Source organism: Streptomyces sp. CCM_MD2014 (assembly GCF_000772045.1).
Classification (GTDB): domain Bacteria; phylum Actinomycetota; class Actinomycetes; order Streptomycetales; family Streptomycetaceae; genus Streptomyces; species Streptomyces salinarius.
In genome coordinates this window covers 5,375,557-5,400,635 of the sequence record NZ_CP009754.1, presented here as the reverse complement: position 1 = coordinate 5,400,635, position 25,079 = coordinate 5,375,557, and the positions used below count along the sequence as shown (strand labels likewise).

21 protein-coding genes and 1 other RNA gene are annotated in these 25,079 nt (G+C 72.6%); 3 read left to right on the top strand and 19 right to left on the bottom strand.

Translation table 11 applies throughout. From position 1 onward, the window contains the following. Positions 1–42 precede the first annotated feature (42 nt). The 3 genes from rsuA to NI25_RS24090 form a co-directional block, all read right to left on the bottom strand. On the bottom strand, positions 43–831 hold the full coding sequence (gene rsuA / locus NI25_RS24100; protein ID WP_061444433.1) for an anti-sigma U factor RsuA: 789 nt from the start codon (positions 829–831) through the stop codon (positions 43–45). Positions 832–890: 59 nt separating this feature from the next. Then, positions 891–1,415: a sigma-70 family RNA polymerase sigma factor gene (locus NI25_RS24095; protein ID WP_007450155.1), complete on the bottom strand. Its 525-nt coding sequence runs from the start codon at positions 1,413–1,415 to the stop codon at positions 891–893. A 195-nt stretch (positions 1,416–1,610) separates the two neighbouring features. After that, on the bottom strand, positions 1,611–2,201 hold the full coding sequence (locus NI25_RS24090) for a CGNR zinc finger domain-containing protein (RefSeq protein WP_061444432.1): 591 nt from the start codon (positions 2,199–2,201) through the stop codon (positions 1,611–1,613). 189 nt (positions 2,202–2,390) lie between these two features. On the opposite strand from NI25_RS24090, the gene NI25_RS24085 reads away from it, so the two are divergent. Then, complete coding sequence (locus tag NI25_RS24085; RefSeq protein ID WP_107071821.1) at positions 2,391–2,939, top strand: DUF1772 domain-containing protein; 549 nt, start codon at positions 2,391–2,393, stop codon at positions 2,937–2,939. 679 nt (positions 2,940–3,618) lie between these two features. Here NI25_RS24085 and NI25_RS24080 read toward each other — a convergent pair. From NI25_RS24080 to NI25_RS24050, 7 genes are all read right to left on the bottom strand, one after another. After that, a complete protein-coding gene (locus tag NI25_RS24080; protein ID WP_061444430.1) occupies positions 3,619–4,806 on the bottom strand; it encodes a uroporphyrinogen-III synthase in 1,188 nt (395 codons plus the stop codon). Between the two features lie 109 nt (positions 4,807–4,915). Further along, the gene (locus NI25_RS24075; protein WP_061444429.1) at positions 4,916–6,277 is read right to left on the bottom strand and encodes a nitrate/nitrite transporter; all 1,362 of its coding nucleotides are present in this window, start codon (positions 6,275–6,277) and stop codon (positions 4,916–4,918) included. Between the two features lie 132 nt (positions 6,278–6,409). After that, on the bottom strand, positions 6,410–7,372 hold the full coding sequence (locus NI25_RS24070) for a hypothetical protein (RefSeq protein WP_061444428.1): 963 nt from the start codon (positions 7,370–7,372) through the stop codon (positions 6,410–6,412). 81 nt (positions 7,373–7,453) lie between these two features. Further along, entirely contained in the window at positions 7,454–8,725 is a 1,272-nt protein-coding gene (locus tag NI25_RS24065) for an acyltransferase family protein (protein ID WP_420710756.1), read from the bottom strand. 107 nt (positions 8,726–8,832) lie between these two features. Continuing rightward, positions 8,833–11,040, bottom strand: a complete 2,208-nt coding sequence (locus NI25_RS24060; protein WP_061444427.1) for a glycosyltransferase — start codon at positions 11,038–11,040, stop codon at positions 8,833–8,835. Next, positions 11,040–12,512 (bottom strand): hypothetical protein, encoded by a 1,473-nt coding sequence (locus tag NI25_RS24055; protein WP_061444426.1) that lies wholly within the window; start codon positions 12,510–12,512, stop codon positions 11,040–11,042. Before NI25_RS24055 ends, NI25_RS24060 begins: the two co-directional genes overlap by 1 nt. A gap of 301 nt (positions 12,513–12,813) precedes the next feature. After that, positions 12,814–13,785 carry a LysR family transcriptional regulator gene (locus tag NI25_RS24050; RefSeq protein WP_061444425.1) on the bottom strand — a complete coding sequence of 324 codons (972 nt, stop codon included), beginning with the start codon at positions 13,783–13,785 and terminating at the stop codon, positions 12,814–12,816. Between the two features lie 83 nt (positions 13,786–13,868). Here NI25_RS24050 and NI25_RS24045 point away from each other — a divergent pair, with 83 nt between their 5' ends. Beyond that, a complete protein-coding gene (locus tag NI25_RS24045; protein WP_061444424.1) occupies positions 13,869–15,164 on the top strand; it encodes an MFS transporter in 1,296 nt (431 codons plus the stop codon). A gap of 103 nt (positions 15,165–15,267) precedes the next feature. Here the strand turns inward: NI25_RS24045 and ssrA are convergent. The 5 genes from ssrA to ftsE all read right to left on the bottom strand — a co-directional run bounded on the left by ssrA (position 15,268) and on the right by ftsE (position 19,230). Next, positions 15,268–15,668: a transfer-messenger RNA gene (ssrA, locus tag NI25_RS24040) on the bottom strand. Positions 15,669–15,786: 118 nt separating this feature from the next. After that, a complete protein-coding gene (gene smpB / locus NI25_RS24035; protein WP_007450171.1) occupies positions 15,787–16,266 on the bottom strand; it encodes an SsrA-binding protein SmpB in 480 nt (159 codons plus the stop codon). A 46-nt stretch (positions 16,267–16,312) separates the two neighbouring features. Further along, entirely contained in the window at positions 16,313–17,512 is a 1,200-nt protein-coding gene (locus tag NI25_RS24030; RefSeq protein WP_199561024.1) for a S41 family peptidase, read from the bottom strand. Positions 17,513–17,580: 68 nt separating this feature from the next. Then, a complete protein-coding gene (ftsX, locus tag NI25_RS24025) occupies positions 17,581–18,498 on the bottom strand; it encodes a permease-like cell division protein FtsX (RefSeq protein ID WP_030402047.1) in 918 nt (305 codons plus the stop codon). A 42-nt stretch (positions 18,499–18,540) separates the two neighbouring features. Then, on the bottom strand, positions 18,541–19,230 hold the full coding sequence (gene ftsE, locus NI25_RS24020) for a cell division ATP-binding protein FtsE (RefSeq protein WP_019325705.1): 690 nt from the start codon (positions 19,228–19,230) through the stop codon (positions 18,541–18,543). A gap of 214 nt (positions 19,231–19,444) precedes the next feature. On the opposite strand from ftsE, the gene NI25_RS24015 reads away from it, so the two are divergent. Then, positions 19,445–19,639, top strand: a complete 195-nt coding sequence (locus NI25_RS24015) for a hypothetical protein (RefSeq protein WP_030402048.1) — start codon at positions 19,445–19,447, stop codon at positions 19,637–19,639. A gap of 141 nt (positions 19,640–19,780) precedes the next feature. Here NI25_RS24015 and NI25_RS24010 read toward each other — a convergent pair whose 3' ends face one another. The 4 genes from NI25_RS24010 to NI25_RS23995 all read right to left on the bottom strand — a co-directional run bounded on the left by NI25_RS24010 (position 19,781) and on the right by NI25_RS23995 (position 25,001). Continuing rightward, the gene (locus tag NI25_RS24010; protein WP_061444422.1) at positions 19,781–20,512 is read right to left on the bottom strand and encodes a hypothetical protein; all 732 of its coding nucleotides are present in this window, start codon (positions 20,510–20,512) and stop codon (positions 19,781–19,783) included. Between the two features lie 325 nt (positions 20,513–20,837). Further along, the gene (gene prfB / locus NI25_RS24005; protein ID WP_061444421.1) at positions 20,838–21,944 is read right to left on the bottom strand and encodes a peptide chain release factor 2; all 1,107 of its coding nucleotides are present in this window, start codon (positions 21,942–21,944) and stop codon (positions 20,838–20,840) included. A 78-nt stretch (positions 21,945–22,022) separates the two neighbouring features. Beyond that, complete coding sequence (locus tag NI25_RS24000; RefSeq protein ID WP_061444420.1) at positions 22,023–23,273, bottom strand: serine/threonine-protein kinase; 1,251 nt, start codon at positions 23,271–23,273, stop codon at positions 22,023–22,025. Between the two features lie 105 nt (positions 23,274–23,378). After that, complete coding sequence (locus tag NI25_RS23995; RefSeq protein WP_061444419.1) at positions 23,379–25,001, bottom strand: serine/threonine-protein kinase; 1,623 nt, start codon at positions 24,999–25,001, stop codon at positions 23,379–23,381. Between the last annotated feature and the right edge of the window lie 78 nt (positions 25,002–25,079).

Genomic DNA, 25,079 nt, shown 5'->3' with positions numbered 1-25,079 from the left:
GCGAAGGGGGCCCGGGAAGCTACGGCGCGCCTGCGGCCCCCGCTACGCGTCGACCTCCACCAGTCGCTTGCCGTCGAAGGTCATGACCTCGAAGTGGGAGATCTGGTTGGGTTCGAAGGCGGCGCCGCCGTGCACGTAGAGCGGCTTCTTGGCCTTCTCGGTGGTGGCGTCCGGGATGCCGTAACCCCAGTCGGGGACCGTCCAGGAGCTGAGCGTCTCCCGTTCGCCGTTCTTGCCGACGGCGATCAGGGAGCACTTCTGGGGGCCCTTGAGGTTCTTCAGCTCCAGGACCGTTTCGGTGCCCCAGGCCTTCTTCTCCAGCGCCACGGTGGCGCTGACCTGCGTGGCCGGGTCGGTGGCGGTGACCCGGTCCGGCATGGCGGCGAAGGCGGACTCCGCGGGGCTCGCGGCCTGCTGCGTCGCCTCCGTCCTGCGGCCGCCGTCGTCACGGTCCCCGCCCCCGCCGCCGCCCGTGGTCGCCACGGCGGCGAACGGGCCGCCGATGATCAGCGCGGCGGCGGTGCCCACCAGGTAGAAGTTGCGGCGGCGCTTGCTCGCGCGGCGTTCGGCGACCTCGTCGACGAGCTTCTCCGAGAGCCGCGGGCTGGGCTTCACGGTGAGCGACTCGGCGATCGCGGGCGTGCCGGTGCCCGGCAGGTCGGCGAGCGCGGCCATCATCGGCTCCAGGCCCGCCAGCTCGTCGAGCTGCTGGGCGCACCACTCGCAGGTGGCGAGGTGCGCCTCGAAGGCGGTCGCCTCGGCGTCGTCGAGGATCCCGAGGGCGTAGGCGCCGACGGTCTCGTGCTCGTTCGGCGCCGGTGATCCCTGCATGGGGACAGAGTTACCCGTGTCCCCCGGGCCGAATCCCTGAACTCCCCCGTACCCGCTCATCACGCCGTCACCCCCCGCTCCTCCAGTGCCAGCTTCATCGAACGCAGGGCGTAGAACACCCGGGAGCGAACGGTGCCGCTGGGTATGCCCAGTGTCTGCGCCGCCTCATTGACGGTACGCCCTTTGAAGTACGTCTCGACGAGGACCTCCCGGTGGGCCGGGGTCAGGTCGTCGAGCGCGTCCGACAGCGTCATCAGCCACAGCGCCTTGTCGATCTCGTCCTCCGCGGGGATGACCTCCAGCGGCGACGGATCGACCTCCTGCGGCCGGGCCTGCCGGCTGCGGTGGCCGTCGATGACGATGCGCCGGGCGACCGTCACCAGCCAGGGGCGTACCGATCCGGTCGCACGGTTGAGCTGACCGGCGTTCTTCCAGGCACGGATGAGCGTCTCCTGGACGACGTCCTCGGCGCGCTGGCGGTCCCCCGCGACCAGCCGCAGCACGTAGGCGAGCAAGGGGCCGGCGTGCTCGCGGTACAGCGCGCGCATCAGCTCCTCGTCGGGTTCCGAGGACGACTGCGACATGCGATGTCGGGCCCTCGCACCACGTTCATTGGCCACGACGGAATCCTTGCGCACGCCCACCTCCGATGTCCGGGGGTTCCCCCAGTCGGTCGCTCGCCCATTCGGTACGGACGCGAAGTGCGGCGTGTTCAAAAGGAGATGAGAGATTTCCCGGGGGCGGTGCGACGAACGGGGCGCGGGGGAATCTACGGGTACTTACCGGGCGAGGGCGGCGCGGCGGCGGTGCCGGGCGACGCGCTCGCGGTTGCCGCAGATCTCGCTGGAGCACCAGCGCCGGCGGCGGCCGCGGGAGGTGTCCACGTACACGATGGGGCAGTTGTCGCCCGCGCACTGCCTGAGGCTCGCCCGCGCGACGGGGTCGGTGAGGAGCTCCACGGCGTCCCGGGCGAGGGCGCCGAGCAGCGCGGCGCACGGCGGCGGCCCGGTCAGCTCCCGCACCAGCGCGCCGTCCTCGCCGGGTACGGCTCGGGGTGCGGGGGGCGCGGCGAGGGCGAGTTCGTTGACGCGGGCGAGCGCGAGGTCGTACGCGGGGGTGCGGGGGACCGGCCGGGTGCGGACCAACCTCGCGGTCTCGGCGCGCAGTTCGCGGAAGCCGGTCAGCCAGGAGGGGTCGGCGTGGGTCAGCGGGGTGCCGGACGGGACGAGTCCGGAGCCGGTGATCCAGGCGCGCAGCGCGTCCAGGGAGCCGAGGCGTTCGACGGGGTGGGTGGTGGCGATGAGGTCCAGACAGGACCGCCCGGTGTCGAACCGCAGCTCGTACGGGTCGGTGGCCGTACCCAGTGCCATGTTCCTGTCACCGCCTTGGGGTGCCCGTGTGGGGCGGGCCGGAGAGGGGAGCAGGGGAACCGCTCCCTCTACAGTGCCTGCCCGTCTCCGCGCCCGGAACCCCTCGTACCGCTCCGGCGTGGACGCTCGCGCATGCGCCCGCGCGTCCGGGCCATGTCCGGCGCGCCGCGGCGCCCGTTGACTGGACGCATGTCAGACGTCAACGGGGTACGGCGGTCCCGCACCGCCGGTGGAGTACTGGTCGCGGCCACGGTCGCCACGGGCCTGATGGCCGGGACCTTCTACGTCTTCGCCTGTGCCGTGATGCCGGCGCTGGCGCGCAGCGACGACCGGGTCTACGTCGACGTCATGCGCGACATCAACGACGTGATCGAGAACCCGGTGTTCCTGCCGGTCTTCCTGGGCGCGCTGGTGCTCGCGGGCCTGGCGGCACGGCAGTCGCGCCGGATGCCGGGCCGCTGGTGGGTCTGGGCGGGCGCGACGGCGTACGCGCTCGCCTTCCTGGTCACCGTGGCCAGCAACGTCCCCCTGAACGACGCCCTGGCCCGGCCCGGTGACCCGGCGGTGCTGCGGGAGCGGTTCGAGGACCCGTGGCTGGCCTGGAACGCCGTACGCGCCGCGCTGTCGACGGTGGCGACGGCCTGCCTGGCGGCGGGAGCGACGGCGCGGGCACGGACGACGTCATGGGCCGCTTCGGCGGCGGTACGCCGGGAGGCCGCGCACGGGACACCCCGGTGAGCGCGGCCGGGCGCCCCGGTCGCGGGTGCGGCGAGCGTCGGGGTGCGGGGTCCCTGCGGCGCCTGTGCGGGTGCCCGCGGTGGGGTGCGGCGAGCGGCGGGGGCGGGTGCCTGCGGCGGGGTGCGGGATGCCCGCGGCGCCTGTGCGGGTGCCTTCGGCGGTGGGGGTGCGGGGTGCCCGCGGTGGGGCGCGGGATGCCCGCGGCGCCTGTGCGGGTGCCTTCGGCGGTGGGGGTGCGCGTAGCGCCTGCGGTGCGGGGTGCCCGCGGCGGGGTGCGGGATGCCCGCGGCGCCTGTGCGGGTGCCTTCGGCGGTGGGGGTGCGGGGTGCCCGCGGTGGGAGGCGGGTGCCTTCGGCGGTGGGGGCGCGCGTAGCGCCTGCGGTGCGGGGTGCCCGCGACGGGGGGCGGGTGCCTTCGGCGGTGTGGGCGCGCGTAGCGCCTGCGGTGCGGGGTGCCCGCGACGGGGGGCGGGGTGCCCGCGGCGCCTGTGGGGGTGCCTTCGGCGGTGGGGGTGCGCGTAGCGCCTCGGGGTGCGTGTGGGTCGGGGCCGGGCCGGGGGGTGTCCGTCCTCGGAACGGCGCGGAATCGGTCGGCCGCAGAAGTGAACTGCGTTGACGCGTCAACCGCGGCGGGCGGACACCCCCGACACGTCCCCTTCCCGCCGTACGCGGCCGACGGGTCAGTCCGTCGTGTACTTGGTGGTCGTCGCCGGGTCCAGGGCGAGGCGGTAGCCGCGTTTCACCACCGTCTGGACGAGCTTCGGGGTGCCGAGGGAGGTGCGCAGGCGGGCCATGGCCGTCTCGACGGCGTGCTCGTCGCGGCCGGTGCCCGGCAGGGCGCGCAGCAGGTCGGCGCGGGGCACGACCCAGCCGGGCCGCCGGGCGAGGGCGCGCAGGAGGGACATGCCGGCCGGCGGTACGGCCCGCAGCTCCCCGTCGACCAGTACGGCGTGCCCGCGGATCTCCAGCCGGTGCCCGGCGACCGGCAGGGCACGGGCACGGGCCGGCAGCTCCCGGCACAGCAGTTGGACGAGGGGCCCGAGCCGGAAGCGTTCGGGCTGGACCGTGGCGACGCCGTGCGCCTGGAGCGGCACCGCGGTGACCGGCCCGACGCAGGCGGGCAGCACCTCGTGGCCGAACGCGGCGAGCAGCTCCGGGAGCATGCCCCGCTCCTCGGCCCGCCCCAGCAGGGACACCGCGGCCGGCGCGCTGGTGAACGTCACGGCGTCCACGCCCCGCGACACGGCGGCGTCCAGCAGCCGGTCCACGGGACCGAGGTCCTCCGGCGGCAGCCACCGGTACACGGGCACCCCCAGCACCTCGGCGCCGCCCTCCCGCAGCGCCTCCACGAACCCCGGCAGCGGCTCACCGTGCAGCTGTACGGCGATCCGGCGGCCCGCCACGCCCTGTTCCAGGAGCCGGTCCAGGACTTCGGCCATGGACTCCGAGGCGGGTGACCACCGCTCCGTCAGTCCCGCGGCCCGGACCGCGCCCTTGACCTTGGGCCCGCGTGCCAGCAGCTCCACCGTGCGCAACCGATCCAGCAGGGCGTCCCCGAGCCCCCAGCCGTCGGCGGCCTCGACCCAGCCCCGGAACCCGATGGCGGTGGTGGCGACGACGACGTCCGGTGCCCGGTCGACGATCCGCTTGGTCGCGGCCAGCAGCTCACCGTCGTCGGCGAGCGGCACGATCCGCAGCGCCGGCGCGTGCAGGACGGCGGCTCCGCGCCGCTGGAGCAGGGCGCCCAGCTCATCGGCCCGGCGGGCGGCGGTCACGCCCACGGTGAACCCGGCCAGCGGGCCGTGCCCCGGCTCCCGCGCCTCGTCGCCCCCGCCGTACGGCTCCCCCACGTCGCTCACGTCGTCCATCGCTCGCCGCGCTCCGTTCCGTTCCCACCCACGTGCACAGTCACGTGGCGACCGAGCCTGCCAACACCGCGTGACGGGCTCGGTTCCGCTTCATGTCACCAGTGTTACGTCACACCTCGGCACGGCTGAGTCCGGCCCTCGCCCGGTCCGGGCCCGCGGCGGCCTCCGGCGTCCGTACGGCGGGCCGGCGAAGGTATACCGCCCACGTGACGGCGAGGCACACGGCGTAGAAGGCGAGGAAGGCCACGAAGGCGCCGGTGCCCGACCCAGAGGAGAGGAAGGACTGCCGGAAGGCGAGGTTGATCGCCACGCCGCCGAGCGCTCCCACCGCGCCGATCAGCCCCATGGAGGCCCCGGAGAGCCGCCGTCCGTACGCCACCGCCGCCTCCCCCTCCAGCCCCTCGGCCAGCGCCTTGTTCTGGAAGATCCCGGGGATCATCTTGAACGTCGACCCGTTGCCCAGCCCGCTGAGCACGAACAGCACCACGAACACGGCCACGAACAGCGCGAGCGAATCCGCCGCACTGGCCGCGATCAGTACGGCCGTCGCGGCGGCCATGGCGACGAAGTTCCCCAGGGTGATGCGCGCACCGCCGTACCGGTCGGCGAGCCTGCCGCCCACCGGGCGGATCAGCGAGCCGAGCAGCGGACCGATGAACGTCAGGTACGCCGCCTGGAGCGGACTCCGCCCGAACTGGCTCTGGAGCACCTGCCCGAAGGCGAAGCTGTAGCCGATGAACGAGCCGAAGGTGCCGATGTACAGCACGGACATGATCCAGGTGTGGACGTCCCGCGCGGCGTCCTTGGCGGCCCCGGTGTCGTTCTTCACCGAGGCGAGGTTGTCCATGCGGCGCGCGGCGAGCACCGCGGCCAGCAGGATCAGCGGGATGTAGACGCCGAGCAGCACCCGGGGCCCGCCGCCCGCGCCGATGATCGCGAGCGCGGCCAGCTGGATGACCGGCACACCGATGTTGCCGCCCCCGGCGTTGAGCCCGAGCGCCCAGCCCTTCTTCCTGAGCGGGAAGAACGCGTTGATGTTGGTCATGGAGGAGGCGAAGTTGCCGCCGCCGATGCCGGCCAGCAGCCCGACCAGCAGGAAGGTCGAGAAGGACGTCCCCGGTTCCATGACGGCGAAGGCCGCGACGGTCGGCACGAGCAGCAGCCCGGCGGACACGACCGTCCAGTTCCGCCCGCCGAAGACGGCGACGGCGAAGGTGTACGGCACCCGCACCACCGCGCCGACGAGCGTCACGACGGACGTCAGCAGGAACTTGTCGGCCGGTGACAGCCCGTACTCCGGGCCCATGAAGAGCACCAGCACGGACCACATCGTCCAGACGGAGAACCCGATGTGCTCGGACAGGACGGAGAAGAACAGGTTCCGCCGGGCGGTCCGCTCCCCCGTCTCCCGCCAGAAAATCTCGTCCTCGGGATCCCAGTACGTGATCCAGCGGCCGCCAGGGACTGTCATGACGCCTCCACGGTGCTCCACAACTCGGTCGCGCCGACGCTAGGCGGGACGCGTTTCGGGCCGGTGGGGCTGTGGATGACCGGGAGGGAACGTCGCTCTCACCCGGCGCCGGTGGCCGGTGAGAGATCGCGGTCAGCCCTGCGGAGGCCGGGGCTGCCAGTGCGGGTTCTGCTGCGGGTGGCCCTGCGGCGGGTACGGCTGCTGCGGCTGCGGGGGTGCGTAGGGCTGCTGCTGCGGCTGGCCGTACGGCTGCGGGGCCTGCGGGGCCTGCTGCGGCGGATACGGCTGCCGGCCCTGCGGAGGCGCGTAGGGCGGCTGGGCCTGCGGCGCCTGCTGCGGTGCGTACGGCTGGGGAGCCTGCTGCGGTGCGTACGGCTGGGGGGCCTGCTGCGGCCCGCCGTACGGCTGCTGCTGCGGCGGCTGGGGGGCGTACTGGCCGGGGGCCGGCTGGCCGTAGCCGCCGGGCGCGGTGCCGGCGAACGGGTTCCCGTGCCCCGGCAGCTGTCCGCCGGGCGGCAGGTACCGCACCCGCCCCGTCTCGTCGGTCATCGGCACGAATCCGGCGGCCTGCAGCCGGGCCGCGAACTTGGCGTTGCGCTTGCGGGTGACGAGGAAGCCGAGGCCCAGGGCCGCCATGAGGACCAGCCAGATGATCCCGGAGATGACGAAGTCGTCGGACGAACCGCCTTCGCGGAAGGCGATGACCACACAGGCGATGGTGCCGCCGAGCGCGCCGTAGCCCATGTTCTTCTGGGCGTTCTTGCCGGTGAGGTCGAAGTTGATCCGCGCCTTGAGGAGTTCGAAGGCGTCCGGCACGAGCGGCGGCAGCGACACGCCGTCACCGGCGTTCGGGTACTGCGCCCAGTTCTGCGCGGCCCGGGTGCGGGCCTGCGGGCTCGGGTCGGGGACGAGCAGCATGGTGAGCGCGGCGTTGTTCCCCCCGCTCTGGCGCACGTCCGCGTACTCGTACCCGAACTGCTGGGCGACGAAGGCGAGTTTGGCGAGCTTCTTCACGGACGACATCCGGCTCGTGAGCTGGACCGGCTCCCCGCTCGCCATCAACTGCAGCATGCGCTGCGTCTGCCGCTTGCTCATCCCGCTGCTCCCCCTGACCGGCTCACGCCACCCTGTTCACTTCCGCAACCGGGGCAGTCTCGCACGGAGGGCCGACACACGTCAGCCCCGGTGCGCGGCGCGGGCCCCGGACCGCTTCGGTGCCGGGCGCCTGCCGCCGTCCGGCCACAGCTGGGGCCTGCGCTTGGCGGCCACGTCCTCCATCCACCCGAACCAGACGATGCAGCTCCCGATGAGCAGCCAGGCGATGACCAGGACCGGCCAGGGGCTCTCCAGCAGCCACGGGACGTTCTCGTACATGACCTCGAAGCCCCACAGCTGGTCCCAGAGCGTGGCCGCGACGAGGATGCAGATGTTGTGCCACAGGTAGATCGTCACCGCGCGGGAGTTGAGCAGGGTGATCAGCCGGTCCCAGCGGCGCAGCCGTCGCGGCCACTCGGTCCACGACGGGCTGACGTGCAGGAGCAGCAGCACCGTCGCGAAGGACCAGACGGCCTGGGCGAAGGGGATGGAGTCCAGGTCGTACCCGGTGTTGAAGCCCTCGCGGAAGGCGTACCAGAGCCCGAGCGCGGCGATCACCGGCGCCACCGAGGGCACCACGTAGCGCGGCAGCCGCTTCAGGATGCCTTCCTGGTGGGCCATGCCGAGGATCCAGCAGGCGCCGAAGGTGCTGAAGTCGGTGAGCGCGGACGGGAAGCGCTCGCCCGGCAGGTTCAGGTAGCCGAACTGGAAGGCGGCCGACAGGGCGAGCGGCGCCAGGATCGTCAGCCAGGGCAGGGCCCGCAGCGCGCGCAGCAGGACCGGGGAGAGCAGCACATACCAGAGGTAGGCGCGGATGTACCAGAGCGGCCCGGCGAGTTCCCCGGCCCAGTCCTCGCCCAGGATGCCGTGGATGCCCGGCACGCTCTCGGCGAACGGCGGATCGCTCAGCGGCAGGATCCAGTAGAGGAGGTGGAACCACCACCAGCCCGGATGCCCGTCCTCGTTCGGTCCCCAGCCCTGCAGCACCATGCCGGTCACGCCCACGGCTCCCAGCAGCCACAGCGGCGGCAGCAGGCGGCGCATGCGGCTGCGGACGACCTGGACGGCCGGACGCTTGAGGCTGCGGGCCATCAGGTTGCCCGCGAGGGCGAACATGACGCCCATGGACGGGAACACCACCGGCAGCCAGGCCCAGCCCATCAGGTGGTAGAGGACCACGCGGAAGAGGGCCACCGCCCGGAGCAGGTCGAAGTACCGGTCCCGGACGGGACCGCGCCGGGCCTGCTTCTCCGGGGGCACGGCCGGGCCCACCGGGGCGGGCGACGCGGACTGGGCGGACAGGGCGGCCGGGTCCGCGCCGGCGGGCAGGTAGGGGGACGGTGGTGCGGTCACGTGCGGGGCTCTCCGGGTGGCGGCCGGCGCGGAGCCGGCCGGGACGGGCGCTGGGGGCGGGACGGGCGCGGCGGGGTACGGCCGCGTCGGCTCGAACGGCGGGGTGGTCATCCGACCGGCCGCCTCCCGTCCATGGCGCCGGAGCGCCGCTGGGGCGGTACTCCGTCGGCACCGGGCGGCGGCGCGGACACACCGCCGCTGCGCCGCAGCTTCTGCCAGCGCAGCCGGCCGCCGGTGAGCGCCGTGATCCAGGACTGGAGCAGCACCACGTACATGATCTGGCGGTACAGGATCTGCTGGAGGGGCAGCGAGATGAGCGGGGTCAGCTTCTCCCGGTCGAGCCGGAAGGCGTACGCCGCGCACACCGCCTGGATGGCGAGGACGCCCAGCCACGCCACGATCGTCTTGTCGGTCGGGCCGAAGACGAGGCCGTAGAGCAGGAAGACGTCGATCAGCGGGGCCAGCAGCGGGGCCACGACCATGAACAGCGAGACGAAGGGCAGCCCCACCCGGCCGAAGCGGCCCGAGGGCCCCTTCTCGATCACCGCGCGGCGGTGCTTCCAGATGGCCTGCATCGTGCCGTACGACCAGCGGTAGCGCTGGGACCACAGCTGGCTGACGGACTCCGGGGCCTCGGTCCAGGCGCGGGCGTTCTCGGCGTAGACGACCCGCCAGCCCGCCCGGTGCAGCGCCATGGTGACGTCGGTGTCCTCGGCGAGCGTGTCGTCGCTCATGCCGCCGATGGGCTCCAGGGCGGAGCGGCGGAAGGCGCCGACCGCGCCGGGGATGGTCGGCATGCAGCCGAGGACGTCGTACATCCGGCGGTCCAGGTTGAAGCCCATCACGTACTCGATGTGCTGCCAGGCGCCGATGAGGCTGTCCTTGTTGCCGACCTTCGCGTTGCCGGCCACGGCGCCCACCTTCGGGTCGCCGAAGGGCTGGACGAGTTCACGCACGGTGGAGGGCTCGAAGACGGTGTCGCCGTCCATCATCACGACGATGTCGTGACGGGCGTTGGCCAGACCCCGGTTGAGCGCGGCCGGCTTGCCCGCGTTGAGCTGCCGGATCACCCGGACGCCCGGCAGGCCGAGCCCCTCCACGATGCGTGCGGTGCCGTCGCTGGAGCCGTCGTCGACGACGATGACCTCGACCGGGTGGTCGCTGGCCACCAGGGAACGCACCGTGTTCTCGATGCACTTGGCCTCGTTGTACGCCGGGACCAGCACCGTCACCGGTTCGGTGACCGCCGGGCCCCAGCGGAAGCGTCTGCGGCGCACCCTGCGGGCGTGGACGCCGGACAGGAGCAGCATCATGCCGAAGCGTCCGATGACCAGCGTGCCGATGACCGCCAGGCCCACCACCAGGACGTCGGTGAGGTGCTCCGACGCCTGGACCAGGAAGACCCAAGCCCTGCCCTTCCACAGTTCGGCGCCGGTCACCGGGGTCATGGCGCTGGGCGCGTCCAGGGCCTCGGTGAGGTTGTCGAACTCGTAGCCCTTCTTCTTCAGGTCCGGCAGGAACCTGTCCAGGGCCTGCACGGTCTGGTGGCGGTCGCCGCCGGAGTCGTGCATCAGGACGATGGCGCCCTTGCCGCCGTGCGGGGTGGCCCGGCGGATGATCTCGTCGACGCCGGGCTTTTTCCAGTCCTCGCTGTCGGTGTTGTTGACGACGGTGAGGTAGCCGCGGCTGCCGATGTACTCGGTGACCGGCCAGGACTTGTTGTCCATGGCGTCGGCGAAGGAGGAGTACGGCGGACGGAACAGCGAGGTGCGCACGCCGGCCGCGCCGGTGAGCGCCAGCTGGTTCTGCGACAGCTCCCAGTCGATGCGCTTCTTGGACTGGAAGGAGAGGTCGGGGTGGTTGAAGGTGTGCAGGCCCACCTCGTGGCCCTCGTCGACCATGCGCTGGACGAGGTCGGGGTAGCGGGAGGCCATGGTGCCGGTGACGAAGAAGACCGCGTGCGCGTCGTGCTTCTTCAGCACGTCGAGGACGCGTGGCGTCCAGGTCGGGTCCGGTCCGTCGTCGAAGGTGAGGACGAGCCGGTGGTCGGGCACGCTGAGGCTGTCGGTGCGGCCGCCGCGCGTGTCGATGACCGGACCGCCCTCGAGGATCTTCTCGGGTACGTCGGTGGTGGCGGCGGGCGGCTGGACGCGGTGGTCGGCGAGGATCTCGCTGTGCACGTATCCGCGCAGCATGAGCATCGCCACCAGGGCGACCAGGAGGAGCAGCGGAAGCAGCAGGCGCAACGGCAGGCGACGGCGGGAGCCCTCACGGGCGCTGCGCGCGGCCCCGTGACGGCGGGTGCGAGGTGCCATCAGAGGGTGTTCTCCGGGGACAGGGAAAGGGAGTCGGAAGAAGCGGCGGAATCGGAGGAGTCGGAGGAGGACGACGTGGCGGTGCCGGCCGGGCCGGCGGCCACGACGGGGGCGCCGGCCGGGCCCGCGACGGGGTCCGGGCCGCCCGCGCCGTTGGGGTTGGTGCCGCCCTCGCCCGGGCCGGCGTCCGTGGTGGAGCCGCCGGTGGGTTCGGTCGGGCCGGCGGGGGTGTCGCCGCCTGCCGGCGTCGACGGGTCCGTGGTGGCCGGGGTCGAGGCCCGCGTCGACTGTGCCGGGTCGGGGCCGGTCGCGCCGGAACCGCCCGGGTTCCGGCCGGTCCCGGACGCCGAGGACTGCGGGCCGGTGCTGGTGCCGGGCTGCTCCGCGGTGCCGCCGGTGACGCCGGACGTACCGGACGCGGGTGCCCCGGCACCCGGTGCGGTCGCCGTGCCGGCGTCGGCCGAGGGGCTGGTCTGCGGGACGGCGGCGCCGGAGGGCTGCGCCGACTCCGAGGGCAGCGGGCTGGTGTCGACCTGGCCGGCCGGGGCGCCCTCCTGCTGGCCCGGTACGGGCATCCAGGGGGCGTCGGAGTTGCCGGAGAGCAGCGTGGAGACGATGACTACGGCGTAGACCGCGCAGGCGATGCCGACGACGATGCCAAGGCGGCGGTACAGGCGGCTGCGGCGGCCCGACGCGTCGACGAAGACGGGGCCTTCGGAGGGCTCGGGGCCGCTCTTGCGGTGTCCGCGGTCGGCGCGCAGGAGCTGGCCGTCGCCGAGGTGGACGGCGTCGAGCTGGACCGTGACCTCGTGCGGGTCGTGGGTGTGACCGGCGGCTCCGGTGCCGGGGCCCGCGTCGCCGTCCGTGTCCGGCAGCTCCTGCCAGGGATCGCGGAGTGCGGCGGTGGCGGGGCCGGGCGGGGGTATGGGCGCGGGTGCGGGGAAGGCGCGGGTGGGACCGGCCGACGGGAGGACGTCCGTCCGGTCGGGGTCCTGGGCGGCGCCTGTGCCGTGGGCGGCGCCGTGGGCGTGGTGGGCGGCGCCGGGCGCGGGGGCTGCGTGCGGGGCCTTGCCGAACAGGTCGGGCCCCGGGGCCGCGTTGCCGGGAACGGCGTCGGTCGGGCCGTGGCTGGGGGCGAAGTTGCCGGGGCTCGCCCCGGCGGGGTCGGTGGTGCCCCAGGTTATCCGGCCCTGGGCGGACGGGTCCGGGCCCGGAACACGGCGACCGTGGCCGCCTATTCGGGCACCGAGGATCTCCGTCCGGTCCGCGGCGGAACTCCCGCGGCCGCGCGGGCCCGCGCCGGGATCCCCGAACCACCCCGGACCCGACGGGGCCCCGGCGGAACCGGAAGAACCCGAGGAACCCGAGGAACCCCAAGAACCGGAGGGAACAGAAGGACCGGAGGAACCAGAAGAACCTCTGGAATCGGACCTGTCGGGCCCGTCGAACCCGGCGGGCCGGCTCGCGCTCATCGGGGACCCCCCAGCCGGAGGGAAGGCCCGGGTCGGAGGCAGCACCTCGGTGGCGTCAGCATGTCGTCCTGCCTCCGAGAGATCACGAGCCCCGGACTCGACATCGTGCCACTCCGGTTGGGCGTCTTTTTGCCAATTCTTCACGCGTGCGCACTTCCCCCCACGGAACACTTCCGGGTGCGCATACGACTCCGAGCACTCGTCGGCCGGACCGGCCCCCACCAGGTTCGAGCGCCCCCTGTATCACACCGTGCTCAGGCAAAGAATGTAGCGCACGCGGGGGATGTGTGGTGGCCGCGTGTCACTTGTGGACAGACATCACAGCGGCGTCGGCGGCCGGAATCCATCCCCCGTCGGGAACCTCCAACCAACCCTTTTCGGTCGCGACCTGGGACGCTGCCCGGCGCAGCGCGTCGAGCGCGGGATGCACCAGTCCCTTGCGCCACACGAGCGACACAGGCGAGAGCGGCACGGGGTCGACGAGCGGCCGTACCACCGTCGAAGGCATGGCCGGAAAGCTCCGCACGGCGAGGATCGGGTTGCGCGTCTTGTCCATGATGCGCTGGAACTCCTCCTCGCCGATCGCCAGCGGCGCGGGGGACGCCACCCGGATGCCGCGCCCCTCGAAGAGGAGGTGGGCGAGGTCGGTCCACTCCGGTGTGCGCGGGTTGCCGGCCCCGGCGTACACGCTCTCCCCGGCGAGCGCGGTCAGCGGCACCTCCGTCAGCCGGGCCAGCGGGTGGTCCTCGGGCAGTACGACCGCCATGGGCTCGTAGCGCACCGGCTGGTGGCCGAGCCCCGCCCGCAACGCCGCGGGCAGCCCCGCGAACCGGCCGAAGGAGGCGTCGAGGCGGCCCGCGACCAGTTCTCCGGCGGCGTGGGTCAGTCCGCTCTCGTAGCGTGCCATCAGCTCCAGCTCGGGCGTGAGCGAACGGGCCCGCTCCAGGACGAGGCGGCCGGTGACCAGCCCCGGGGAGTTGAGGTCGACGAGCAGCGGGCGGGCCTGTCCGAAGGCGGCGAGCAGGTCGTCCTGCGCCTGGAGGACCCGGCGGGCGTACGGCAGCAGCCGCTCTCCGTCGGCCGTCGGCGTCACCTGCCGGGTGGTGCGGACGAACAGCTCGGCCCCCAACTCCCGCTCCAGGCGCCGCACGTCCCTGCTGAGCGCCTGCTGGGCGACGTAGAGCCGGGCGGCGGCGCGGGTGAAGTGCAGTTCCTCGGCGACGGTGACGAAGGCGCGCAGGAGGCGGGGATCGAGGTGGGCGGGTGCGGGCATCCGGTGAATTTACAACGGGGTTGCGTCAATGGCCACGGAGTAGGTGTTGGACCGCCGGATCACCCCCGGGCGACGGTGGACCCATGCCGCAACCGACCTCCGCGCACCCGTCCCGCCCCGCTTCCCCCGCCCCCTTCCTGGCCGTCACCGCGGACACCGTGGTCGCGGCCGACTTCCGCCCACGCACCCGGCGCCGCCCGCCGGGCCCGTACCGGCGCCTCCTGTCCACACCCGGTGCACGCGGCTTCACGACCGGGAACCTCATCGCCCGGCTGCCCATGGGCATGTTCAGCGTGAGCGCGGTGGTGATGATCGCCGGCACCCGTGGTTCGTACGCCCTCGCCGGCGCCGTCACCGCGACGGGACTGGCGGCGACGGCACTGGTCGCCCCGTGGACCGCGCGGCTCGTGGACCGGTACGGCCAGGCGCGGGTGGCCGTACCCGCCACCCTGTTCGCCGCGCTGGGCTCCGTCGCCCTGCTGCTGTGCGTGCGGTACGGGGCGCCGGCCTGGACCCTGTTCGCCGCGTACGCCGCCACGGCGACGACCCCCAACACCGGCGGCATGGCCCGCGCCCGCTGGTCCCACCTGCTGAAGGGCGACGCGGACGCGCTGCACACCGCGAACTCCTTCGAGCAGGCCACGGACGAGTTGTGCTACATGCTCGGCCCCGTCCTCGCGGCGTTCCTGTGCACGGCGCTGTTTCCCGAGGCGGGCACGCTCGTGGGCGTGGTGCTGCTGGTGACCGGCATGCTGCTGTTCGCCGCCCAGCGTTCGACCGAGCCGCCGGCCCGCCCGCGCCCGACGGCGAAGGCACCCTTCCGGGCGCCGGGCATCCCGCCCCTGCTGGTGGTGTGCCTGGCGATGGGCGGGATCTTCGGCGCGATGGAGGTCGTCACGATCGCGTTCGCGGACGCACAGGGTCACCGCGCGGCGGCCGGTGCGGTGCTCGCCCTGCAGGCGGCCGGTTCCTGCGCCGCGGGCCTGCTCTACGGCGCGCTCAAGCCGGCCGGACCGGCCGAGCACCGCCTGCCGTGGTGCGTGGCCGCGATGACGGCCCTGCTGGTCCTGCCCCTGCTCGCGGCCTCCCTCAGCGGCTCCCTGCCCCTGCTGGCGCTCACGCTGCTGGTCGGCGGGATGGCGACGGCCCCGACGATGGTCACCACGATGACCCTGGTCCAGCGCCGCACGCCGGAGGGCCGCCTGAACGAGGGCATGACCCTCGCGGTGACCGGCCTCCTCGGCGGGATCGCCTGCGGCAGCGCGGCGGGCGGCTGGACGGTGGAACACGTCTCCCCCACCGCCGCCTACACCGTCCCGGTCACGGCGGCGGCCATCGCCCTGCTCCTGACCTTGCTCCCGGCCGAGCGGTCCCGGTGAGGGGGTGCGGGTGGCGGAGCCCCCGCGCCGCGCGGCGAAGCCGTGCAAAAACGACGAGGGCGACGTGGCTCGCGCTTACCGCGAGCACACGTCGCCCTCGACCTCGTGGAGATGGCGGGAATCGAACCCGCGTCCAACGGTGCGGAACCAGGGCTTCTCCGTGTGCAGTCCGCTTCGATTTTCTCGGCCCCGGAGATCACGCGAACAAGTCTCCGACGGGCCCAGTCACTGTTTGGTTTCCCTCTTCACCCCGTGACCGGGATCAAGGTTTAGTCCCCTAGCTGATGCCAGGATCCGGGTCGGGAACAGCCCCGGGCTGACACTCCCTTTAGTAGGAGGCTCGCTCTGCTACCTGAGATCAGGCAGCGAGGGCGAAGGCCTGCTGGGAGGAATCGCGCTTGGTGTTGGCGATTATTTTTTTCGGCCTGTGGTTTACGAGATCATGGCCGCTTCCTCGACACGCTTCCCCTGCTTCGACAGCCGCTGTCGAAACCGATCATCCCCATGTTGATTTTTCAAACCCTCCGAGGAGGGCCCTCCGGAGAGGGAGCGCACCCGCTGTGAGGTGCAGGTGCCATCGTACGTGAACAACACGCACGCGTGCCAGCCTATTCCGGGGCGCTCAGGCCCGCTGCTTGCGCCGGATCGCCGAGATCGTCCGCTCCGCCTCGCGCCGGTCCTGCTTCTCCCGGAGGGTCTGCCGCTTGTCGTACTCCTTCTTGCCCCGTGCCAGCGCGATCTCGACCTTGGCCCGGCCGTCCTTGAAGTAGAGCGCCAGCGGCACGATCGTGTGACCGGTCTCCTGGGACTTCGACTCCAGCTTGTCGATCTCCACGCGGTGCAGCAGCAGCTTCCGCTTGCGGCGCGCGCTGTGGTTGGTCCAGGTGCCCTGGCTGTACTCCGGCACGTGCACGTTGTGCAGCCACGCTTCGTGTCCGTCCAGCTGCACGAAGCCGTCGACCAGCGAGGCCCGCCCCTGGCGCAGTGACTTCACCTCGGTACCGGACAGCACGAGGCCGGCCTCGTAGGTGTCGAGGATCTGGTAGTCGTGCCGCGCCTTCTTGTTCTGCGCGATCAGCTTGCGCCCTTTTTCCTTAGCCATAGTGCGGTCCATTTTGGCACTACGGAGGGGCCTCGCGGAAAGCCGATTACGCGGGGTCGTTCGCCTCGCGCCCCAGTCCGCTCAGCACGGTCCGGGCCCGCTCCAGGGCGGCGGGGTCGACCGGGTCGACCTCGAGGTCGGGGGTGATGCCCGTGCCGTCGACGCCGCGGCCGGAGGGGGTGCGGTAGTGGCCGACGGTCAGCTCGGCCACCGAGCCGCCGGGCAGCCGGCTCGGCATCTGCACCGAGCCCTTGCCGAAGGTGCGGGAGCCCAGGACGACGGCCCGGCCGCGGTCCTGGAGGGCCCCCGTGAGGAGTTCGGCCGCGCTCATCGTGCCGCCGTCGACGAGCGCGACCAGGGGTCTGGCGGTGTCGCCTCCGGGTTCGGCGTGCAGGGCGCGCTGGTCGCCGTCGACGTCGTACGTGGCGACCAGGCCGCCGTCGAGGAAGGCGGAGGCGGCGGTGACGGCCTCGGTGACCAGGCCGCCGGAATTGCCGCGCAGGTCCAGGACGACGCCGGCGCCGGACGGCACCCCTGCCACCGCCTCGCGCACCTGATCGCCGACGCCCTTGGTGAAGGAGGTGACCTTGACGACGGTGAGGCCGTCGGCGAGCGTGCGGACGGTCACGGGGTCCGTGGACAGCCGGGCGCGCCGTACGGTCTCCGTCCACGCACGCGTGCCGCGCTCAAGACCCAGCCGTACGGCGGTGCCTGCGGGCTCGGCCTCGGCGTCGCCGCGGAGTATGGAGACGACCTCGGTGACGGGCCGCCCGTCGACCCGCTCGCCGTCGACGCTGCGCAGGCGGTCGCCCTCGCGGATCCCGGCGTCGGCGGCGGGCGACCCGGAGCGCACCCTGGTCACCTGGATACGGCCGTCCCGTTCGCGGCGTGCGGAGAGCCCGACGCCGGTGTACCGGCCGTCGAGGGCGTCCTCCAACTCCTCGTACTCGCCCTGGGAGTAGATGGCGCCCCAGCGGTCCCCGCTGCGGCTGACCGCGCGTTCGGCGGCCTCCACGGGGGACTTGCCGTGGGCCATGGCCTCGGCCGCCGCGCGGGCGACGTCCTCGGGTTGGGCCTGCCGGCCGGCCGGGACGGCCGAACCGGCCGTGGCGGGCCCGGACTTCCGGTCCGTCCCGGGGAGCGAGCCGGTGGCCGCGCCCGCGACGAGCACGCTCGCGAACACCAAGGTCAGGGCGGCCCCGTGGCGTGCGCGACGGGGCTGACAGAACAGGGCACGACCTGACATGCCGGTGAGTCTAGGACAACGCAAGGGGGTCGTACGGTCGCTCGACCGTACGACCCCCTTGGTATGTGTCACACCTTCAGGTACTTGCGCAGCGCGAAGAACGCGGCCAACGCGGGCATCAGCAGACTCACGGCCAGGATGAGCGGGAGCTTGGTCAAGACGGCGTCCCAGCCGATGAAGTTGATCAGGTTCAGCTTCTCGGACAGGGCGAGTCCGTGGTCGATGATGAAGTACCGGGCGATCACCAGGAATCCGCAGGCGACACCACCGCCGATGAGACCGGCGACCGCCGCCTCCATGATGAACGGCGCCTGGATGTAGAAGCCCGAGGCGCCCACGAGGCGCATGATGCCGGTCTCGCGGCGCCGGCTGAACGCCGAGACGCGCACGGTGTTGACGATCAGCATCAGGGCGACGACGAGCATGAGGGCCATCACCGCGCGGGCGGCCCAGTTCATGCCGTTGAGGAGACCGAAGAGGTTGTCCAGGATGCCCTTCTGGTCCTGCACGGACTGCACGCCCTCACGGCCGTCGAAGGCGGTCGCGATGACCTGGTACTTCTCCGGGTCCTTCAGCTTGATCCGGTAGGACTCCTGCATCTGGTCCGGCGTGAGGGAGCTGGCCAGCGGCGAGTCGCCGAACTGCTCCTTGTAGTGCTTGTACGCCTCGTCCTGCGACTCGTACGTCACCTTCTCGACGACGGCCATCTCGTCGAGGTCGGCCATGATCTGCTTCTTCTGGTCCTCGGTCACCGCACCCTTGGCGCAGTTGGGGTCGGACTCGGCGTCGCTCTTGTTGCAGAGGAAGACCGAGACGTTGACCTTGTCGTACCAGTAGCCCTTCATGGTGCTGACCTGGTCGCTCATCAGCAGTGACCCGCCGAACAGGGCCAGGGACAGGGCGACCGAGACGATGACCGCGAAGGTCATCGTCAGATTGCGGCGAAGACCGACACCGATCTCCGAGACTACGAACTGGGCGCGCATGGCGTCTCGTTAAGCCTTTCGTTCCTCGTCGTCAGCGGCTCGTCAGTGCTGGTAGCCGTAGACACCGCGTGCCTGGTCCCGGACGAGGCGGCCCTTCTCCAGCTCGATGACGCGCTTGCGCATCTGGTCCACGATGTTCTGGTCGTGCGTGGCCATCACCACGGTGGTGCCCGTCCGGTTGATGCGGTCGAGCAGCTTCATGATGCCGACGGAGGTCTGCGGGTCGAGGTTGCCCGTGGGCTCGTCGGCGATCAGCAGCTTGGGCCGGTTGACGAAGGCCCGGGCGATGGCGACGCGCTGCTGCTCACCGCCGGACAGCTCGCCGGGCCTGCGGTCCTCCTTGCCGCCGAGTCCGACCAGGTCGAGCACCTGGGGCACGGACTTGCGGATCTCGCCGCGGGACTTGCCGATGACCTCCTGGGCGAAGGCGACGTTCTCGCCGACCGTCTTGTTCGGCAGCAGGCGGAAGTCCTGGAAGACCGTCCCCAGCTGGCGCCGCATCTGCGGCACCTTCCAGTTGGACAGGCGGGAGAGGTCCTTGCCCAGCACGTGCACCTGTCCGTGGCTGCACCGCTCCTCGCGGAGGATCAGCCGCAGGAAGGTGGACTTTCCCGAGCCGGAGGATCCCACGAGGAAGACGAACTCGCCCTTCTCGACCTCCAGGGAGACATCCCTGAGGGCTGGGTGGCTCTGTTTGGGGTAGACCTTGGAGACGTTGTCGAATCGGATCACGGATGCACCACGGGTCGCCGGGGGTAGATGTGCGTGACCATACGCGAACCGGGGAGCCGACCGCAGTCACCGGTCGGGGTTGCGTAGCAGTTGCGCGTTTTGTCCCCGCGGGAGGGCGCGCAGGGCCCCGCGGAACCTGGCACAGTGGAAGGGGAACGTTCGTACCGTCGCGGGCGTTGTTCCAGACAGAGCCGGTGGCAAGGAGGGCGAGCGCATGACGTACGACCGGTTGGTGTGCGCGAACTGCGCGGCGCCCGTGAGCGAGGGCAGGTGCCCGGTGTGCCGGGCCAACCGCGAGCGGCTGCAGCAGGAGAGCAACCCCTTCTCGGGGCTGAACCCGATGGCGCTGATCGCGCTGCTGGCGGTGCTGGTCGCCGCGGTGGCCCTGCTGGCCCAGCAGACCGTCTGACGGGTCTGGGGAGGCCTTCAGGGCCTCCAGGACGCGGACACACGGGCACGACACGGACACGGAGAGCGCAACAGGGGCCCGGAGCGGTGATGCTCCGGGCCCCTTCAGGTGCGTGCGCGGTGCGTACGCGGGCGGCTACCGTCAGGCAGCAGCGCCGCCGCGGCCGTTCATCAGACGCGGCAGGAAGCGGAAGCCGATGCCGCCGGCGATCATCGTCGCGGCGCCGACCAGCAGGAACGTGGTCTCAGCGGCACCGGTCTCGGCGAGCTCCTTGCCGTCACCCTGAGCGGCGTTGCCGGAGGAGGCCGGAGCCTGCTCGCCGGTGTCGGTCAGGGCCGAGGAACCCTGGTCCTGGGTGACGTTGTCGTTGCCGCCGCCGTCGGGGGAGGTGTTGTCGCCGCCGCCTCCGTTGCCGTTGCCCGAGCCGCCGTTGCCGTTGCCGCCGTTGCCGTTGCCGTTGTCGCCACCGTCACCCGGGTCGGTCGGGTTGGTGGGGTCGCTCGTGCCCGGGTCGGTCGGGTCCGTGGTGCCCGGGTCCGTCGGGTCGGACGTGCCCGGGTCGGTCGGGTCCGTGGTGCCCGGGTCCGTCGGGTCGGTCGTACCCGGGTCCGTCGGGTCCGTGGTGCCCGGGTCGGTCGGGTCCGTGGTACCCGGGTCCGTCGGCTCGTTGGGGTCCGTCGGGATGGTGGGCGGGTCCGTCGGCTCGTCGTCGTCGCCGACGCTCACGCCGAGGTTGACACCGGTGTCGCCGACCCCCGCGCCGATGCCGATCTCCAGCGCCGAGGCGGCGCCCGCGGCGGTCAGCGAGGCGCCGGCCGCGATCACGGCGCCGGCCGCGATGCGCGCGACACGGATGCGCGTCTTCTTCGTCATGTAGTTGCTACCCCCAGTAGCCGATTAGTCGGTGAGGCCGCACTCGGGGCTGTGATCGACGGGGGGCGGCTGCATGTGTGCTCAAGCCCCCCGGTTCACATGCGCCCCAGAAATACGCATGCCGCGCCTCACCATTCCTAATGTTCAAAGCAACGTCAAGGCCATTGCGTACGCGATGTCCAGGTAAGGGACGTATGCCGGACACAAAGGGTGTGAGTGTGATGCAAAACCCAGACATCACCGGCGAACGGCGGGCAGACAAAAGGCAACTGCCGCCCGAAGAGCGGCAGTTGCCTTGTCGACAAAGCGGCGATTCCGCTTCGCTTTACTTCTCCTGCTGCTTGCGCCAGCGAATGCCGGCCTCGAGGAAGCCGTCGATCTCGCCGTTGAACACGGCCTCGGGGTTGCCCACTTCGTGCTCCGTGCGCAGGTCCTTGACCATCTGGTACGGGTGCAGCACGTACGAACGCATCTGATTGCCCCAGGAGTTGCCCCCGTCGCCCTTGAGGGCGTCCATCTTGGCCTGCTCCTCCTGGCGGCGCCGCTCCAGGAGCTTGGCCTGGAGGACGTTCATGGCGGTGGCCTTGTTCTGGATCTGCGAGCGCTCGTTCTGGCAGGAGACGACGATGCCGGTGGGGATGTGGGTGAGGCGCACCGCCGAGTCGGTGGTGTTCACGCCCTGGCCGCCGGGGCCGGAGGACCGGTACACGTCCACGCGCAGTTCGGACTCGTCGATCTCGATGTGGTCGGTCTGCTCGACCACGGGGAGGATCTCGACGCCCGCGAAGGAGGTCTGGCGGCGCCCCTGGTTGTCGAAGGGCGAGATGCGCACGAGGCGGTGGGTGCCCTGCTCGACGGAGAGGGTGCCGTAGGCGTACGGCGACTGCACGGCGAAGGTGGTCGACTTGATGCCGGCCTCCTCCGCGTACGACGTCTCGTAGACCTCGGTCTTGTAGCCGTGCTGCTCGGCCCAGCGCAGGTACATGCGCTGGAGCTTCTCGGCGAAGTCGGCGGCGTCCACGCCACCCGCCTCGGCGCGGATGTTGACGAGCGCCTCGCGCGCGTCGTACTCGCCGGAGAGCAGGGTGCGGACCTCCATCTCGTCCAGCGCCTTGCGGACGGCCGCGAGCTCGGTCTCGGCCTCGGCACGGGTGTCCGGGTCGTCCTCCTCCTCGGCCATCTCGAAGAGCACGCCGAGATCGTCGATCCGGCCGCGCAGGGCTTCGGCCTTCCGCACCTCGGCCTGGAGGTGCGAGAGCTTGCTGGTGATCTTCTGCGCCGCCTCCGGGTCGTCCCACAGGGAGGGCGCGGCCGCCTGCTCCTCGAGCACGGCGATGTCTGCCCTCATCCTGTCGAGGTCCAGGACGGCCTCGATCGACTCCATGGTCGAGGAGAGGGACTTCAGCTCTTCGGATACATCGACGACTGCCACGCATCCAGCGTAACGGCTCCGGCCGGCGGTCCACGCCCTGCGGGGGTGCGGGCGTGGACCGCGGCGGCGGTGCGGGGCTCAGGGAGCGGCCGGTGCCGAGTTCCGCGTGTCCTGGGGTCCGGTGCCGTCCTCGTCGCCGCCCGTGGCCAGCCAGGTGCCGACGCCGATCGCCGCCAGCAGGGCCACCGCGCCCGCACCCACCGCGAGCCGGCGCCGCCGCGCGGTGGCGCGGTTGCGGGCCGAGCCGGGGCGCGGGGAGCCCGCCGCGCGCGGGGCGCGGGCGGTGCCGCGGGCGCCGCCGGCCAGCTCGTCCGGGGCGGGGACGCGCATGGACGTGTGGGTGTCGCGGTTGGAGTCGGCGGGCTTGGCCCCCGGCACCAGCGGCACCGCTCCCCGGCGCCGTACGGGCTCGGGGGCGGCCGGGGACGCGGCGGACGCCGCGGACTCGTCGGAGGCGTCCTCCTGCTGCTCGGCGTCGGGCTCGTCCACGTCCAGCGGGGCCATGCCTGCGAGCATCGGCAGCAGCTCGCGCAGCCGGGCGCTCAGCTCGGAGGCGCGCAGCCGGGAGGCGGGGGCCTTGGCGAGGCACTGGACGAGGAGCTGCCACAGCTCGTCGGGGATGCCGGGGAGCGGGACCACGGTCTCGGTCACGTGGCGGCGCAGCACCGCGCCGGGGTGGCCGCCGCCGAACGGCGTGAAGCCGGCGAGCAGCTCGTACAGGACCGTGGCGAGGGCGTAGATGTCGACCGCGGCACGCGGGGGCAGGCCCTCGACGATCTCCGGGGCGAGGTAGTCGGGCGTGCCGATGATCTTCGTGGCGCGGGTGCGGCGCGGGGTGTCGATGAGCTTGGCCACCCCGAAGTCCGTCAGGAGTGCGGGGTGCGAGCCGCCGGGACCGAGCGGGCCCTGCATGTCGAGCAGCACGTTCTCGGGCTTGACGTCCCGGTGCACGACCCCGGCGGCGTGGGCCGCGGCCAGTCCGTCGGCGACGTCGGCGACGACGGACACCGCGGCCTCGGGCGCCAGGCGCCGCTCCCGGTCGAGGCGGGTGCGCAGGTCGGTGCCGCGGACCAGGTCCATGACCAGCGCGAGGTCGTTGCCGTCGACCACCAGGTCGCGCACGGAGACGACGTGCGGATGCTCCAGGCCGAGCAGGGCGGTGCGCTCCTGCACGAAGCGGGAGACGAGTTCCTGGTCGGACGCCAGGTCCTCGCGCAGCAGCTTGATCGCGACGGGTCCGTCGGGACCCTCGCCCAGCCACACCGTGCCGGCGCTGCCCCGCCCGAGGATCTGATGGGCGGTGTACCGGCTGCCGATCTTCCGTGCCAAGACTGCTCCTACCGACGCGTGTTGCGCCTAAAAGTACGCGTCCCGGGAGCCGGCCTTCACCGCGGAGGCGGAAATCACCCTCCGGATGTCGACAAGTCTCCAGACTCAGCCTCCGCCGGAGCCGCCCAGGTCCCCCATCCAGTCGGTCACGGTGGTGAACCAGTCGGTGAGCTGGTCCCAGTAGCCCTTGCCGGTGCCGATCCAGTCCTGGAGCGGGCTCAGCTCCCACACGAGCCAGCCGGCCACGAACAGGACGACGATCGTGACCAGGCACCCCTTGAGGCAGCCCAGCCCCGGAATGCGCATGGGGTTGGCGCTGCGCTGCCGCGGCGGCCTGGGCTCGCGCCGGGGCGGCTGCGGCTCGGGCGCGGGCGGCGGGGCGTACCGCTGCGGCGGCTGGGGCTGCGGCGGCTGCTGCTGGGGGTAGCCGTAGCCGGGCTGCTGGGGCGGCGGGCCCTGGGGGGCCTGGCGCGGCTGCTGGGGCGCGCGGGAGACCTGCCGCTGGGGGCGGCGGCGCAGCGGGTCCTGGTTGGGGTCGAGGTACTGGACCTGCGTCTGCTCGTTGCGGTCGCGTGCGGCGCGGAGCTGGTTCTGCCAGGGGTGCGGGTCCTCGGGTCCGCCCTGGCCCGGCGCGCCCGGCTGTCCGGCCTGCCCCGGGCCCACCGGCGGCATGACGGCGGTGGGGTCGGCGGCCCCGGTGTTCGGGAGTACGGCGGTGGGGTCGGCGGCGCCCGCCGGGCCCCCGGTGTGCGGCAGGACGCTGGTCGCGCCGTTCGGGTCGTAGGCGGCGTCCGGGGTGCCGGGGACCTGCGCGGGTGCCGGGTCGGGGGCGAGGAGCGCGCCCACGCCTTCGGCGGCGCCGATCTGCGCGCTGTTCGCGTGCACGCCGATGCCCTCGGCGACGACGCGCAGGCCGCGGGCGAGGTTCTCGGCGCTGGGGCGTTCGTCCGGGTTCTTGCGCAGGCAGCGCTCGATGACCGTCCACAGCGGGTCGGGGACGGTGGAGGGACGGCGCGGTTCGGCGCTCAGGTGCTGGTGCAGCACTTCGAGGGCGGAGCCGCCGCCGAACGGGGGACGGCCGGTGACCAGCTCGTACAGCAGGATGCCGGCGCCGTAGACGTCGACGGCGGAGGTCTGCGGGCGGCCCTCGGCGGACTCCGGCGCGACGTACGCGGGCGTGCCGACGAACTCGTGGGTGCGGGTGAGGCCGGGTGAGTCGGCGAGGCGGGCGATGCCGAAGTCGGTGAGCATCGGGTGCATCTCGTCGCCGGTCTGCTTCAGCAGGACGTTGGCCGGCTTCAGGTCGCGGTGGACGACGCCGTCGGCGTGGCTCGCGGCGAGCGCGTCGGCGATCTGCGCGGTGAGCAGGGCCGCGGCAACCGGGGTGAGCGGCCCGTTTTCGCGCAGATAGCGGTGGAGGTCGGGGCCGTCGACGAGATCCATGACGAGGGCCAGCAGCTCGCCCTCGACGACCAGGTCGCGGACCCGGACGATGTTGGGGTGGGTGAGCCGGAGCAGGACGGAACGTTCGCGCAGGAAGCGCATCACGATGTCGGCGTCGCTCGCGAGCTCTTCCTTGAGAACCTTGATCGCGACGGTCTCGCCGGGCTGTCCGGCCACGGCCGCCTCGGCGCCCGCGGTCTCGCGCTGGCGGGCACGCCAGACGGTGCCCGTGGCGCCGCGGCCGAGGGGCTCCTCGAGGAGGTACTTGCTGCCGACGGGCCGCACGTCATGCGCTCCTAGTTGCTTGCTGGCTGTTCGGACCCACTGTCGCAGAAGCGGTCGGGCGACGGTGGGTCCCAGTCG

Excerpts from the sequence above, each read along its gene's own strand:
- NI25_RS24080 (WP_061444430.1), bottom strand. The coding sequence starts at position 4,806 with ATGGACGACGTGAGCGACGTGGGGGAGCCGTACGGCGGGGGCGACGAG.
- NI25_RS24030 (WP_199561024.1), bottom strand. The coding sequence starts at position 17,512 with ATGTCAGGTCGTGCCCTGTTCTGTCAGCCCCGTCGCGCACGCCACGGG.
- NI25_RS24010 (WP_061444422.1), bottom strand. The coding sequence starts at position 20,512 with ATGACGAAGAAGACGCGCATCCGTGTCGCGCGCATCGCGGCCGGCGCC.
- smpB (WP_007450171.1), bottom strand. The coding sequence starts at position 16,266 with ATGGCTAAGGAAAAAGGGCGCAAGCTGATCGCGCAGAACAAGAAGGCG.
- NI25_RS24075 (WP_061444429.1), bottom strand. The coding sequence starts at position 6,277 with ATGACAGTCCCTGGCGGCCGCTGGATCACGTACTGGGATCCCGAGGAC.
- NI25_RS24060 (WP_061444427.1), bottom strand. The coding sequence starts at position 11,040 with ATGGCACCTCGCACCCGCCGTCACGGGGCCGCGCGCAGCGCCCGTGAG.
- NI25_RS24085 (WP_107071821.1), top strand. The coding sequence starts at position 2,391 with ATGTCAGACGTCAACGGGGTACGGCGGTCCCGCACCGCCGGTGGAGTA.
- NI25_RS24015 (WP_030402048.1), top strand. The coding sequence starts at position 19,445 with ATGACGTACGACCGGTTGGTGTGCGCGAACTGCGCGGCGCCCGTGAGC.
- NI25_RS24055 (WP_061444426.1), bottom strand. The coding sequence starts at position 12,512 with ATGAGCGCGAGCCGGCCCGCCGGGTTCGACGGGCCCGACAGGTCCGAT.
- ftsX (WP_030402047.1), bottom strand. The coding sequence starts at position 18,498 with ATGCGCGCCCAGTTCGTAGTCTCGGAGATCGGTGTCGGTCTTCGCCGC.
- NI25_RS24050 (WP_061444425.1), bottom strand. The coding sequence starts at position 13,785 with ATGCCCGCACCCGCCCACCTCGATCCCCGCCTCCTGCGCGCCTTCGTC.
- NI25_RS24090 (WP_061444432.1), bottom strand. The coding sequence starts at position 2,201 with ATGGCACTGGGTACGGCCACCGACCCGTACGAGCTGCGGTTCGACACC.
- NI25_RS24045 (WP_061444424.1), top strand. The coding sequence starts at position 13,869 with ATGCCGCAACCGACCTCCGCGCACCCGTCCCGCCCCGCTTCCCCCGCC.
- NI25_RS24070 (WP_061444428.1), bottom strand. The coding sequence starts at position 7,372 with ATGAGCAAGCGGCAGACGCAGCGCATGCTGCAGTTGATGGCGAGCGGG.
- rsuA (WP_061444433.1), bottom strand. The coding sequence starts at position 831 with ATGCAGGGATCACCGGCGCCGAACGAGCACGAGACCGTCGGCGCCTAC.
- NI25_RS24095 (WP_007450155.1), bottom strand. The coding sequence starts at position 1,415 with ATGTCGCAGTCGTCCTCGGAACCCGACGAGGAGCTGATGCGCGCGCTG.